This window comes from Xanthomarina maritima (assembly GCF_008084905.1).
Taxonomy (GTDB): Bacteria; Bacteroidota; Bacteroidia; order Flavobacteriales; family Flavobacteriaceae; genus Xanthomarina; species Xanthomarina maritima.
The window spans coordinates 49,251-63,997 of record NZ_VSFC01000033.1; the positions used below are offsets into that span (position 1 = coordinate 49,251).

Sequence of the window (14,747 nt, forward strand, 5' to 3'; positions counted from 1 at the left end):
TGCCGAAAAAGGCATTTTTTGTCTATTTTAGCCTAGGATGATAGTAGTTTTAAGTATAGATAAAGTATGGATAAAGTATGAGCAACCTCAAACGACTATGTATTTACCCAAAGGACATTATGTGCATCACTGGAAGAAGTGAGCGCTACAGTCGTCAGTTATTCAAGAAAATTAAAGCCCATTTCGGTAAGGAAGCCCACCAGGTTGTTACATTTAAAGAATTTTCAGAATATACTGGTATTGAGGAAGATATCATAAATCAATACATTTAAAACCAAAGCATACGGTTCCTCATTCGGTTCACTATAAATAAAAGAGATGTTTAATTATTTGATACACAGCGTAGAAAGAGGAACTATCCAGTTCCTCTTTCTACGCAACACTTTTAAGAAACCTCTTGATTTTCAAGGGGTTTTTTGTTTTTAGAAAAATTCTTTCCCCACGTCTTCCCCACATTAGGCTTGAAAAGGGTGTTTTTAGGTAAGTAATGAATCTTATAGATTAGGCATTCGATATCCCAAAGAGCAGTTTATAAAGTTACAAATCTAAACAAAAACAAATAAATACTTCGGTAACGAGTGTAATGTGATGGGTGAAATTCTTTTAAGCCGCTATGATTTATTTATTAGCAAAAAGGTTAAAACACATCTCACAACTAACCTGTCTGCATCAGAACTAGGACATCATTATGACAATCGAGTGAGAAGTAGATTAAGAGAAACCTTAGATTTAATAGCCTTTAATAATAATTCAAAAGACAAACGAAGTTAGTATGATGTTGGTGTTCATTATTCTTTGATGTTCAGTGACAATGAACATGTTAAATTAGTGAACATGTTATTGTATACAATTACACCTTAAAGGGTGTAAATATATCAATATTAAAATATTTACACCCTTTAAGGTATAATTCTAAAATAAATTACTATATTGTACCCATAAAGGTATAATACAATGGAATGGGATAGAGAAAACACCATAGCCCAATTTGTAAGGGATAGACGCAAAAAAGCAAATCTAACACAAGTAGAGTTATCAGACTTTACAGGTGTAGGCTTGCGTTTTGTACGCGAACTCGAACAGGGAAAACCAAATGTAATGACCGATAAAGTAAATCAGGTTCTATTATTTTTTGGACACACACTAACACCAACACCTATAAGCGATGAGACAAGGAGAAATCTGGGTAAATAAAACGTTAGCTGGTATATTAACCGAGGACGATAATGGCTATCATTTCAAGTATGAAAAAGCATACCTAGAAAATGAAAGCGCATTAGCAGTGAGTTTAACGTTACCATTACAAGAAGAATCGTTTAGTGCCGAATACCTATTCCCTTTCTTCGATGGTTTAATTCCGGAAGGTTGGTTATTAGACATCGCACATAAAAATTGGAAAATAAACCCAAGAGACCGCATGGGCTTATTATTAACCACATGTAGAGATTGTATTGGTAATATTAGCATTATAGAGAAAGTATGAACTATTGTTTAGCATGTCATAAAAAACTAGAAGATGGTGATCTAAATTACCATCAAAACTGCCTAACAGCATTTTGGCAAGAAGACACGCCTGTACTAAAATTAGAGTATGAAATGTCTCAAATCGAAGCGTTGGCAAAAGAAAACGTAGCACAACGCATCATCGTTACTGGTGTACAACCAAAATTATCATTAGGTTTCACACAAGAAAATGCTCAAAATAGGTTAACCATTGTAGGTGCATTAAATGGCAGGTATATTTTAAAACCACCATTTAAAATCTACCCACAAATGCCAGAAATTGAGGCACTATCTATGTTATTAGCACAAGCTTGTGGCATAGCTACAGTACCCTTTTTATTAATCCCATTAAAAGATGGTGCTTTAGCTTATTTAACCAAGCGTATAGATCGAACTGCCAATAACGAAAAATACCCAATGGAAGATGCTTGCCAATTCACAGAACGACTTACAGAACATAAATATCGTGGTTCTTACGAGCAAATTGCAAAGGGTATTATAACCTATACACAAAACCCATTACTGGATGCCGTAAAATTTTATGAGCAAGTTATTGTTTCTTTCCTTATTGGAAATAACGACATGCATTTAAAAAATTTTTCACTCATAGCAAACGACAGTAAACACTATGCATTGGCACCAGCCTATGATATGGTAGCGGTTAAATTATTAATTCCAGAAGATCAAGAAGAATTAGCGCTAAACCTCAACGGAAAAAAGCGAAAAATCAAGCGCCTAGATTTTAACGAAGCCATGGCCAAAGCACAAATCCCTGCAAAAGCGATTGAAAACCTATGGAATCGTATAGAAAAAGGCATGCAGCAATGGCAAGAATTAATCGCCTGTAGCTTTTTAAGTGAAGAAAATAAAAGCGCTTTAATAGCACTCATAGAAAACAGAGCGAAACAATTAGAATTGAACAATAAATAAAATTATACTATGTCATACACATTACTCTCTACAAACTATAAAATCTATTATCAACAAATTCTTTATATATTTTCCTTATATTCTAAAACCAATATATATAATTGTTTAAGCTTTAACTTGGTCTAATATAATATGAATAATAAACAATCATTAATCCCTTTTTCAAGGAAATAAATCTTTCTTTATAATAGCAATCGCCTTTATATTTATAATTTAGTTTTTTTCAAAACTGTTATTCGAAATAGGCAACCAAAAAAATAAAAGAGAAGTTTGAAGCATATACAGAAAGTTTAAAATAAATAGAATACACCAATGTTTTTCATCTTTGGAAGTTTGAAAGCTAATCAAAAAGGTTTCGACATAACATATACAAGTGGCGTAATAGTTAATTATATGCATCTTAAACTAAGAGTTGCAACTTTGTAGTTGAAATGAGTTCAGAAAATACAAGACAAAGACAAATTAAATTATATGATACCACTAAATGATTTTGATTGAGTGGCCGAAATCGAAAATAATTATCACGATTGATTAAACTAATTAAAACCAAATAACCCGATTGAAGCAATTAAAATTAAATAATCAAATGACATTTAGCACTTGGCTAATCATTGAAGACTAAAGTTCCCAATGATTTAATGAGTTGCACTTATTATTTGAACTTACAAAACTAACTTATTAAGATTCTAAAATATAATTGACTGTAACAAATAGCTTCAAAAAAGATAAACTAATTTAAATTTATGGATTGTTAATTGAAATAAATATTTTTATTTATACAATAATTTAATTTATTGTCAATCATACTTTTTTCTAGGTTAAAACTAAATTCATATATTTAATAATTTCATATGAAAGCTTTATTTAAAATAATTATTCTTCTTTTAAGTCCATTCTTGTTAGCGCAAAATACAAATCAATTAGATAGTCTATTAATAGAAGGAATAAAAGCTAGAAATAACAAAAACTTTGTAAAATCTCTTGAATTTTTAACTAAAGTAAGAACAATTGCTGAAGAAAATAAATGGTACAAACAACAGTTTTTAGCCATAAATAATATAGGTGCTAATTATTATGCCATGTTAGATTATGGAGAAGCCTTAGATAACTACCTTGAGGCTTATAACATAGCTCTTAAATATCTAGATGATAATGAAGAGATGATTGTTTTAAACAATATTGCTATTTTATTCAGTAAAGAAGGAGAATTAAATAAGGCAAAAGAATATTTTTTGAAAGCCTATAAACTAGCACATAAGAAAGAAGACACTATCAAAATAGGACTTTACGCAATAAACCTAGGTATTGTAGCTAACAATCAAGATAAACTAGAGTTAGCTAATACTTATTTGCAAGAAGCTAAAAAACAGCTTAAAAATGAACCCTCCATTTATATCTTAGCCGAGATAGCTTTAGCAGAAAATTTATATAAAAAAAACGAATTGCTAAAAGCAAAATATTTAGCAACAACCATTCTTCCTAATTTGGAAACAACAGCACTTTCAGAGGAGCGAATTAATATCCTTTTATTACTTTCCAATATAGCCAATAACATGGACGAAAAGTCTGAAGCTATAGAACTTGGAAAAACCGCATTAAATTTGGCTATTAATTTAGAAACTAAAATTACTGCATTTAAACAGTTATCAAAGATCTATTTAAATAACCAATTATATATAGAAGCATTAAACGCAAAAGACTCAATATTAAATTTAACAGACTCTCTTTATAAATTAAAAAATGGAAAATTGTTTGAAACTAACAAAGTAAAGTTTGAGATATCAAATTATAGAAGAGAACTTAAGCAAAATAAAGAATTACAAGAACAAGAACGCATAAAGCTATATAGTCTTCTTGGTATCTCAATACTAATAATATTTCTTATTGCTTGGGCACTATATAATAGTGCAATAAAAAATAGGCAAAGAAAAATTTTACATCAACGCAGTAAAGAGTTTATAGAACTAGAGTTAGAAAAAAAAGAAAGCGATAATCTCCTTTTAGAAAAGCAATTAATTGCAAATGAAACTGATGCTCTGTTAAAAGAGGAGCGCCTTAAAAATGAAATAGAGACCAGAAATAGGAAATTGGCTGCAAAAGCATTACAAATTTCAGGACGTAACGAATTAATTAATGATATAATTAACAATTTAACAGACCAATCTGATATTTCTAAAAACACATTTTTAACTAATAAAATAAACGAATTAAAAAAACTTTTAAATAATGATTCAGAGTGGAACACTTTTTTAACTCATTTTGAAGAAGTAAATAATGGGTTACTTTCTAAACTTCACAGTCATCATCCAGGTTTAACTGCAAATGATATTCGTTATCTAAGTTATGTTTATATGGGCCTTACTACAAAAGAAATTGCTTCACTTATTAATATCACTATTGAAGCTGCAAGAAAACGAAAAGAGCGAATAATCAAAAAAATGGGTTTAAAAGCTAATATTTCGCTATATAACTATATTACAGAACAATAAATAGACATGTCACGTTTTTTCCAGACTCTGTCACTTTTATTCTAGAATCTTTTGTTTAAATTTATTGATTTTACAAGATATTTACTGCTTAAACAAAATTTAAAATAAAATGAAAAAATCTTTTTTTCTAGTTTTACTATGGATATGCTCAAGTCATCAATCTTCTTTCTCTCAACAATTAGAGGTTATAGGTTCTAACGATTTTGGACGCGTATTTGATCTTACATATGATAAAGATGTAGAAAACAAAGTATATGCTGTTACCTTAGGTAATCATATTGTTGTTTCTTATGATAACGGATTAACTTGGGATGTTTTATATTCCTTAGAAATTCATCAAAGTGCAAGTGTTACTGATTTAAAAATATCACCTGATGGTACAACCCTAACGTTTAATTGTTATGTACCTAATACTATGTATAGTTCTATAAAAGTATATGATATTAATACAGCTACTATTATAAAAACCATAGATGTACCAAACCAAAGCGATCATGCTTATATTGATGCATATGACTTTTATGAAAGTGATATGGATATTTTATTGTTGAGTACAAGATATCAAGACAATAATACGAGCAAAGGAAAGACTTTTTATACTACGGATGGTGGAGAAAATTGGGATATGGTTTATTTCAATGAGGATCATGATTATGTTTTTATAGCAGATGTAGCTATATATCCTAGTAATCCTGATAAATTATTCCTAACTCGAGGCAATGGCCCAACAAATATAGATGGAGGACTATTTGTTTCTGAAGATGCTGGACAAAATTGGATAGAAAAACTACCTGGAGTTAATTTAGACCCAATTAAATTCAACCCAGATAATAATTTAATTATGTGGATTGGATCAGGGATTGGTACTTCTGTCGCTACTGAAAATTTATATAAATCTATAGATGGCGGAGATAATTTTACTACTGTACCTATTAATTGGACTGATTCGGCTTTAGATAATATTAGAGTGATTCAAATTAATGAAAATAATCCATTGCAAATGATTGTTTTAGAAGAAAATGAAATTGTAATTTCAGAAGATGGTGGTGTAACTTGGGAAAATTATGTGTATCCTTCTGGAGATCCTGAGAGCTATTTTTATGGCTTAAATGCAAGTTATAATCCATTTAATTCTGAAGAACTATTTATTAGCAGTAATTTTGTTCCTCAATTTTCTTCAGATGGTGGAGAAACCTTAACTTGGGTTAAAACTCCCTATTTCGCTAGCTCTGGTAATTTAGATGCATTTTCTAATGAATCCTACGAAAACGTTTATTATGGCGTTCAGTATGGGTATGTTTGGAGAGATTTAGCAACAGGAATAGATAGCCCACGTAGCATCATGCCTCTAGATAATTTTACAGTTTATACGCCAATGACTGTTTATGCTGATAAGATTACAGCAAATAGAATTTATACATTCACAGAAGATGGTTCAGGATCCACTCTTAAAGTAAGTAATGAAAATGGTTTAATTAATAGGAATTTAGTAACAGTCGCTCAAAATAAAGTTACTGCAATAGCAACTTATCCTAATATGCCTCAAACCATTATTACTGCATTCGCTGCTTTTAGTGCTAGTAGTAGTATATTGAAAAAAATTAATTTTAATAATTTAAATAATGTCATAATAACCGATATTACATTACCTACTATTAATTACATTAGAGGAATTATTATTGATGAATCAGGTAAAATTACTATAAGTGATGGTATTGAAGTATATTCATCCAATAATGATGGTGTTACATGGACAAATAGTAGTACAGGACTTGAAGTATTAACTCCTTCTGATTTGATTTTAGATTTACAAGTAGATCCTTTAAATCCAAACCATATGGCATTGGCAAGTTCAAAAGGTATTTTTATGTCTGTAGATGGTGGTGAGAATTGGGATAGAAAAACAACTTTATTAACTCACAAAGTTGCTTTCTCTACAGAAACAGAAGGAGTTTTAGTAGCTACAACTCATGATTCTTATTTCTCTAGAACAGCAATACACTATTCAACTAATAGTGGGGAATCTTGGACAACTATTAGTAATGATCAATTACTTAGCATAACTTCTAGTCATTCTGCATATATTTTTAATTCAAACTCTGTTAAAATATATATAGGAAGCTCAGACTTAGGGCTTGTAGAATACGATATTGACTTTAGCCTTTTAAACACACCGCAAATTGAAAATGTTGATGAAATGGGTTTAATTATTTATCCTAACCCTACTAAAAATCTATTAAATGTTAAAATTAATAACTCCAATGTAGGTCAACTTACAATATACTCATTAACTGGAACTAAAATTTTAGATATTAAAAACTCTTCAAAAATTGATATTTCAAGTTTACCTTCTGGCACTTATTTAGTTCGAATTCAAGACCTAAACAATACTATATATTTTAAGCGTATTATAAAACAATAATGTTTTTATCAAATATTAATAAAGCTCTAAATTTATTTAGGGCTTTTTTTGTTATATAAAAATTATTATGATTTTTAAATGGTCTTTTCAATAAATCAATTATTTTTAAAAACTTGTTTAAATTTGGCATGTCAACAAAACTAGATGAATAAACTCCACATATTTCTTAAATATTTTTTTAATATAATTTTATTTTTAAATATTTTTTTATGTAATCAAGTTTTTTCTCAAGACATAGAACCTAGACGTTGGACAGCAATGCCTCTAGGAACCAATATTATTGGTATTGGGTATGCACACACTTTTGGCAATATCGATTTTGATCCTGTATTACAAGCTGAAAACGCTACAGTTTTAGTAAATTCTTTAGCTTTACAATATGTTCGACCTTTTAGAATTGGAACTAAATTAGCAAGAATAGATGCATTAATCCCATATAGCTCAGCTCGTTGGGAAGGCTTATTAAATAGCGTACCTACAACAGTAAAACGAAATGGGTTTGCAGATTCTAGATTAAGATTCTCCATCAATTTTATTGGACCAAAAGCCATGACTCCTAAAGAAATGCAAGAATATCTTAAAGAAAACCCAACTTATACTACTGTAGGTGCTTCTTTAGCAATTACTTTCCCATTTGGACAATATTATAGTGACAAACTTTTGAACTTAGGTTATAACTGTTTTGTTTTTCGTCCTCAAGTAGGAATGGTTCATAAATGGGGAAAATGGTCTTATGAACTTACTGGATCTATATTTTTATATACAAATAATAATGATTTTTATAATAATACAACAAAAAAACAAGAGCCTCTTTTTGCTATGCAAACTCACCTTGTTAGAACATTTAAACATCGTATTTGGACCTCTTTAGGTCTAGGATATGGTTTAGGTGGACATACAATTGTAAACAGACAACCTAATAATGATGAACGTGGGAATTTTGTAGGTGGTGTTTCTGCAGGCATCCCTATATTTAAAAAACAATCCCTAAAATTTGCTTATGGTACAACACTTACTATTAAAGATGTTGGTGCAAACACAAATGGTTTTGTTCTGGGATGGGCTACAACGTTTTAATTAAACTTAATTATCACTTTTAATGAATATAAATTAATTCGGCACAATAAATGTTATAACTAACGTTATAAAAAAAACTTACATCTTTATGCAAAAATATTTTAACATTCTATTGCTTTTAGTTATTTCTACTAGTTATTCACAAAACAATGCGTTTAAAGCAAGAGAAAATCTCACTTTTACAGCTTCCTATAATATGTCTGGAGTTTTAACAGAACTTGCACAGGTAAATATGGAAACTAGCGAAGTTAAAACTTCAAAAGCTACCTTATTAAGGTTAAAATGTACAGCAACTACGTATAGTAAATGGGATAGTTTTTTTAAAATTAGAGATTTATACGAAAGCTATGTAAGCCCTTCAACTGTAAAACCTTATTTATATAAAAGAGATATTTATGAAGGTGGATATTCTAAATTTGTTCAATATAAATACAGTCACACTAAAGGGACAGTAGCAAGTTTAATTAGAAAGAAAAAGAAAACTGGTGGCACTTACGACCAAAATAAGACTTTAAATATTTCTAGTAACACCAAAGATATTGTTTCTACAATTTATTATTTAAGAACTTTAGATTTTAAAAATTATTCCAATGGCACTTCTAAAACTTTAACTGTTTTGTTTGACAACAAACCTACAGAGGTTGTTTTTACTTATTTAGGTAAAGAATCTATTTCTACAAATATTGGAAGTAAAATGTGTTACAAATTATCTATTTCTATTAAAAATAGTGATGTTTTAAAGGGCAATAATGATAACATTCTTTGGTTAACTGCCGATGAAAATAAGATACCTGTTTATGCTAAATTTAAAGTAGCTGTTGGGAATGGAGAATTAAAAATAAAATCTGCTACTGGGCTAAAAAATTAAAATTATGAAAAAACTTTTTGTCGCTTTAGGAATCATAGCATCTGTACTTGCGTTAATTTTATCTGTTTTACCACTATCTAACTTAGCTTTTTTTCCTGCAATTGCAGCCTTTATTTTTGCATTAATAGCTTTTTATTTTTCAAATAAAGAAAATAGCTCTAAAAAAACCATCCAACTTATATTTTTACTTACCATAATAGCCATGTCTATTTCTACTTACAAATCTTTATATAACACTGTTGAAGTTGGTAATACAGAAGAATTACAAGAAAGAGAAAAACAGTCTGAAGAAAATGCTATTGAAGAACTTGAAGACTTAGATATTGAAGAAATTGATTTGGAAGTCATAGATGTAGAAGAAATAAATGTTGATGAAGCTGACTTCGAAGAAGTAGATATTGAATAAAACTTTAAATAACTTTTAAATATCAATATTTTTTTAGTTTATTTGACTGAAAATAAGCTCTTATTCTATGAAAGCATTACTTGTAGCTTCCATATTATCACTTGTTGGGTCTTGTGCTACTTCCAAGTATAGTACTAAAATAGAAACCTTAAACAATAATGTAAAAATTAGCGATAGTACGACTGTTGTCACTTATGCTAATACAATTACTTCAGAAGAATTAAGTAATCACTTATTTAAATATGCTAGTAAAGAATTTAATGGTCGTAAAACTGGCGAATTAGGTCAGAAAAAAGCGGCTGAATTTTTAAAAAACTATTACATATCTCAAGAAATTATATCCCCAATAAAAGATTCGGTATATTATCAAACTATCCCAAAATCTTATTTTTACGATGAAACCATTAATGCTTCTGAAAATGTTCTAGCCTACATTAAAGGAAATGAGAAACCCGAAGAAGTTGTTATTATTTCAGCTCATTATGATCATCTTGGAGTAAAAGACTCTCTTATTTATTATGGAGCAGACGACGATGGTTCAGGAACTGTAGCTCTCATGGAGATAGCACAAGCATTTAAACTTGCAAAAGATAAAGGATATGGCCCAAAACGATCTGTATTATTTCTACATCTAACTGCTGAAGAAATAGGATTAGAAGGATCCAGATTTTATACTGAGAATCCTATTTTTCCATTACAAGAAACCATGGCTAATCTCAATATTGACATGATTGGAAGAATAGATAAAATCCATGAAGAAAAAAATCAAGAAAAATACATTTATCTTATAGGTGCAGATAGACTAAGTAAAGAATTACACATACTTTCAGAAAAAACAAACAAAGCATTCATTAATTTAGAATTAGACTATAAATACAACGATTTAAACGATAAAAACCATTATTATTCTAGAAGCGACCATTATAATTTTGCACAGTACAACATTCCTGTAATCTTTTATTTTAATGGAGAACATGAAGATTATCATGAACCTACAGACACTCCAGATAAGATAAATTATAAAGTACTTGAACTTAGAGCTAGGTTAGTTTTTGCAACAGCTTGGCAATTAGCAAATCGTAAGAATCGTTTAATTTTAAATGAAAGCCTATAATTTTATCTTTTTGTTGTTAAAGTTTGTTAAAAACACTAATTCTAAGAACTGTGTTTGATTACTTTTGCTTGATTACATAACTAAATAACATTTCAATGAAAAAAGCTTTATTAATTATTTGCTGTGCTGGATTCGTTTTCTCTTGTGGAACACAAAAAAGTGATACTACAAGCCAATCCAATAACACAGTAACACCAAAATCTCTAGATGTAACGGCATATGCTGAAACTATTACTTCTGAAGAACTAAAAATAGATTTATATATTTATGCTTCAGATGACTTTGAAGGAAGAGGAACTGGAGATCCAGGACAAAAAAAAGCTGTAAACTATTTAAAAGAGCAATACATAAACATGAAAATTCCTTCTGCTTTACCAGGAGATACTTATTTTCAAAATGTACCATTAGAGAAATTAGGAGCTCCAAATGTTGCTTTCTCAGTTAATAATAAAGAATATAAAACGGTTGATGATTTTGTTTCAATTTCTTCTCCAAAAGATGGAAAGTTAAATGCCGACGAAATTATTTTTGCTGGATTTGGAATTGAAGACGACAAATATTCTAGTTATACTGATTTAGATGTAAAAGGGAAAGTGGTATTAATCAAATCTGGAGAACCTAAAGATGCAGATGGTAATTATTTAATTACAGGAACTACGGAAGCATCTAAATGGTCTAATTTCAGACAAGCATTTGCTTCTAAAAGAGATATAGCAAAAGAAAAAGGAGCTGCTGCTGTATTAGTATATTATCCAGAAATTTATTCAATGGCTGCTGCACGTTTTGGTGGAGCAAGTGGAGCAATTTCTTTAAAAGGAAATGCCGACGATATGTATTATTTTTTAATTAATACAGATTTAGCAAAAAACATCTTACCTTCTATTGAAACTGAAATAACTAATCAAACTATAGAAATGCCTGTAAGTTTAGATTATAAAAATGTTTCAGAAGAAATAATTTCTGAAAATGTTATTGCCATCATTAAAGGTTCTGAAAAACCAGAAGAGTATATTATAATTTCTGCACATTTAGATCATGAAGGAATTAAAAATGGTGAGATATATAATGGTGCAGACGATGATGGTTCTGGCTCTGTAGCTCTTTTAGAAATCGCTGAAGCTTTTAATACTGCTGCTAAAAACGGACAAGGACCAAAACGTTCAATCGTATTATTACATGTCACTGGTGAAGAAAAAGGACTGTTAGGTTCACGTTATTACACAGATATAGATCCTATCTTTCCACTGGCAAATACAGTAGCTAATTTAAACATCGATATGATAGGTCGTGTAGACCCAAAACATGAAGAAGGAGATGGTAATTATGTGTATTTAATTGGAAGTGATAAATTAAGTACTGAATTACATGCGATTTCCGAAGAAGTAAATAATAAGTATACGCAAATGGAATTTGATTACACCTATAACGAAGATGATGACCCAAATCGTTTTTATTACAGAAGTGATCACTATAACTTTGCCAAAAATAATATTCCAGTTATCTTTTATTTTAATGGTACTCATGCAGATTATCATAAACCAACAGATACGCCAGATAAAATTAGATACGATTTATTACAAAATAGAACTAGATTAGTATTCTATACCGCTTGGGAACTTGCAAACAGAGAAAATAGAATTGTTGTTGATAAAGCAGCTAAATAAAATTTAAACATATTATTAAAAAAAGCCTTTCATTAACTGGAAGGCTTTTTTATTTAATTAGGTAAACAAAAAAGCTTCACATTTCTGTGAAGCTTTTGTTTTTTGGGTGGAAGACGGGATTCGAACCCGCGACCCTTGGTACCACAAACCAATGCTCTAACCAGCTGAGCTACAACCACCATGTTATTGCTTTTCTGCAATGCGAGTGCAAATGTAATTTATTTCCTTTTTTCTACAAAGATTTTTTACAATATTATTTAATTATTTTTACTTTAAATCAAACAGGCTGTTTACCACAGGATAACGTTCTACAGTAAACCCTTCACCATACTCTACTCCTACTAACCTACCTAAATCTCTAGCTCTATATTCCACACTATCTGTAAAATTTTTACTCGAAATAGGAGTTTCTGGAGCATTGCTTTTAGGGTTATAAAATTGTGTTTTATAAGCCATTACTGCATCAATCTTTTTAGTCATGAAATTAGATACATCTACTACAAAATCTGGTTCTATGGGATACCATTGTATATAATGATATACTAGTTTAGGTCTCCAAGGCTCTTGCCAAATTTCATCATCTTCTTCAAACTTAGTGTCTATTTTTAATAAACCACTTAAAAAACAAGCATCACTTACTAATTTACTGCCTTTTCCGTGGTCTATATGCCTATCTGTTATAGCATTACAAAGCACAACCTCTGGTTGGTATTTTCTTATTATTCTAATAATATCTAATTGATGTTTTTTGTCATTTACAAAAAACCCATCAGCAAATTCTAAATTGATTCTAATACTTGAACCTAAAATGCTTGATGCCTCCTTAGACTCTTTATCTCTAGTTTCTGCAGTACCACGAGTTCCTAATTCACCTCTGGTTAAATCTATAATGCCTACTTTTTTACCTGCTTTAATCTCTTTAGCTAATGTGGCTCCACAACCTAATTCAACATCATCAGGATGTGCTCCAAATGCAAGAATATCTAATTTCATAATTTATATTTTCATTTGGCTAATTCAATAGCTTGTTCAATATCATTAATTAAATCTCTTTTAGATTCTATTCCTACAGAAAACCGAATCAAACCATGACTTATTCCTAAACTATCTCTTTCTTCTTGACTTAATAATGAGTGTGAAGTTAATGCAGGAATCAACATGGTACTTTCTACTCCTGCCAGACTCATGGAAGATTTTATAAGTTCTAAAGACTTTAAAAACTTAGACGCGTCAATATCTTTTTTAAATTCAAAAGACATCATAGCTCCATAACTTTTCATTTGAGATGTAGCTAATTCATGCTCTGGATGATCTTTTAATCCTGGATAATAAACATGTTTTACATCTGGGTGTTTTTTTAGAAATTTAGCTAGCTTTTTAGCATTCTTACTTTGAGCTTTTACTCGTAACCCTAGAGTTTTCATACTTCTTTCTAACATCCAAACCATAAAATCGCTCAAGCTTCCACCTAAGTTCTTACCTGCATGCCATATTTTGTTTATATGCTCTTCTGATGCTGCAACTGCACCTGCTAAAATATCGCTATGACCACCTAAATATTTGGTAGCAGAATGAATAACGATATCTATACCTAAATCTATTGGATTTTGTATAACTGGACTTGCAAAAGTATTATCTATTGTTGTTATAATATTATTAGACTTTGCTAAGCTTGCAACAGCTCGAATGTCTGTTATAGTCAATAAAGGATTTGAAGGTGTTTCAATGTGAATCAATTTAGTATTGGGCTGAATAGCATTTTCAAAGTCAGAAATCTGATAGCCTTCAGTAAACGTGAACTCTATGCCATACTTAGGTAATTCTTCTCTAATAAAATTACTAGTTCCACCATATAATGGATTCTGTATTATTATATGATCTCCTGTTTTTACAAAAGCTAAAAACGTAGTGCTTATTGCAGCCATTCCAGATCCAAAAATCATAGCTGCTTCTGCTTGTTCTAGAGCTGCGATCTTTTTAGATAAATATTCTTGATTTGGAGTATTAAAATATCTTGGGTATCTTTTAACTTCAACATCTTCAAATTGATAAGATGTTGACATATATATGGGAGAAACGGCACCTTTAAACTGTTCGTCTTTAATTTCTCCAATATGTGTACAAATTGTATTTAGTCCTAATTTTTCTTTTGACATGATTAAGTTTTTATGCACCTAAAATTAGGAAAATATGAGCTAAGTAATCATTAAATTATTATTAAAGTTTTAGATTTTAATGTAATGGGCTTTGTGTACAAGGACAATTACTTACTCC

Annotated in this window: 12 protein-coding genes, 1 tRNA gene and 1 pseudogene; 11 read left to right on the plus strand and 3 right to left on the minus strand. The window is 30.0% G+C overall.

Annotated features, from left to right (window positions below; translation table 11 throughout):
- Nucleotides 1-561 precede the first annotated feature (561 nt).
- The 11 genes and pseudogenes from FVF61_RS14340 to FVF61_RS07390 all read left to right on the plus strand — a co-directional run.
- A pseudogene (locus FVF61_RS14340) lies at nucleotides 562-771 on the plus strand (ATPase); the annotation flags it as partial.
- Between the two features lie 183 nt (nucleotides 772-954).
- Complete coding sequence (locus FVF61_RS07345) at nucleotides 955-1,194, plus strand: helix-turn-helix transcriptional regulator (RefSeq protein WP_102996206.1); 240 nt, start codon at nucleotides 955-957, stop codon at nucleotides 1,192-1,194.
- The gene (locus FVF61_RS07350) at nucleotides 1,166-1,483 is read left to right on the plus strand and encodes a HipA N-terminal domain-containing protein (protein ID WP_109681548.1); all 318 of its coding nucleotides are present in this window, start codon (nucleotides 1,166-1,168) and stop codon (nucleotides 1,481-1,483) included. Before FVF61_RS07345 ends, FVF61_RS07350 begins: the two co-directional genes overlap by 29 nt.
- Complete coding sequence (locus FVF61_RS07355; protein ID WP_148454887.1) at nucleotides 1,480-2,433, plus strand: HipA domain-containing protein; 954 nt, start codon at nucleotides 1,480-1,482, stop codon at nucleotides 2,431-2,433. Before FVF61_RS07350 ends, FVF61_RS07355 begins: the two co-directional genes overlap by 4 nt.
- Nucleotides 2,434-3,284: 851 nt before the next feature.
- Complete coding sequence (locus tag FVF61_RS07360; protein WP_148454889.1) at nucleotides 3,285-4,922, plus strand: tetratricopeptide repeat protein; 1,638 nt, start codon at nucleotides 3,285-3,287, stop codon at nucleotides 4,920-4,922.
- Nucleotides 4,923-5,031: 109 nt separating this feature from the next.
- On the plus strand, nucleotides 5,032-7,344 hold the full coding sequence (locus FVF61_RS07365; RefSeq protein WP_148454891.1) for a T9SS type A sorting domain-containing protein: 2,313 nt from the start codon (nucleotides 5,032-5,034) through the stop codon (nucleotides 7,342-7,344).
- 144 nt (nucleotides 7,345-7,488) lie between these two features.
- Nucleotides 7,489-8,421, plus strand: a complete 933-nt coding sequence (locus FVF61_RS07370) for a transporter (RefSeq protein WP_233586737.1) — start codon at nucleotides 7,489-7,491, stop codon at nucleotides 8,419-8,421.
- Nucleotides 8,422-8,509: 88 nt separating this feature from the next.
- Nucleotides 8,510-9,289: a DUF3108 domain-containing protein gene (locus FVF61_RS07375; RefSeq protein WP_148454893.1), complete on the plus strand. Its 780-nt coding sequence runs from the start codon at nucleotides 8,510-8,512 to the stop codon at nucleotides 9,287-9,289.
- Between the two features lie 4 nt (nucleotides 9,290-9,293).
- A complete protein-coding gene (locus tag FVF61_RS07380) occupies nucleotides 9,294-9,695 on the plus strand; it encodes an FUSC family protein (RefSeq protein WP_148454895.1) in 402 nt (133 codons plus the stop codon).
- A 67-nt stretch (nucleotides 9,696-9,762) separates the two neighbouring features.
- Nucleotides 9,763-10,809, plus strand: a complete 1,047-nt coding sequence (locus FVF61_RS07385) for a M28 family peptidase (protein WP_148454897.1) — start codon at nucleotides 9,763-9,765, stop codon at nucleotides 10,807-10,809.
- A 95-nt stretch (nucleotides 10,810-10,904) separates the two neighbouring features.
- Nucleotides 10,905-12,473, plus strand: coding sequence for a M28 family peptidase (locus FVF61_RS07390; protein WP_148454899.1), 1,569 nt, complete (start codon nucleotides 10,905-10,907; stop codon nucleotides 12,471-12,473).
- 104 nt (nucleotides 12,474-12,577) lie between these two features.
- Here FVF61_RS07390 and FVF61_RS07395 read toward each other — a convergent pair.
- The 3 genes from FVF61_RS07395 to FVF61_RS07405 form a co-directional block, all read right to left on the minus strand.
- Nucleotides 12,578-12,653: transfer RNA gene (locus tag FVF61_RS07395), tRNA-His, on the minus strand.
- Between the two features lie 87 nt (nucleotides 12,654-12,740).
- Nucleotides 12,741-13,466, minus strand: coding sequence for a bacillithiol biosynthesis deacetylase BshB1 (gene bshB1, locus FVF61_RS07400; RefSeq protein WP_148454901.1), 726 nt, complete (start codon nucleotides 13,464-13,466; stop codon nucleotides 12,741-12,743).
- A gap of 11 nt (nucleotides 13,467-13,477) precedes the next feature.
- Nucleotides 13,478-14,629, minus strand: coding sequence for a trans-sulfuration enzyme family protein (locus tag FVF61_RS07405; protein WP_148454902.1), 1,152 nt, complete (start codon nucleotides 14,627-14,629; stop codon nucleotides 13,478-13,480).
- Nucleotides 14,630-14,747: the final 118 nt, after the last annotated feature.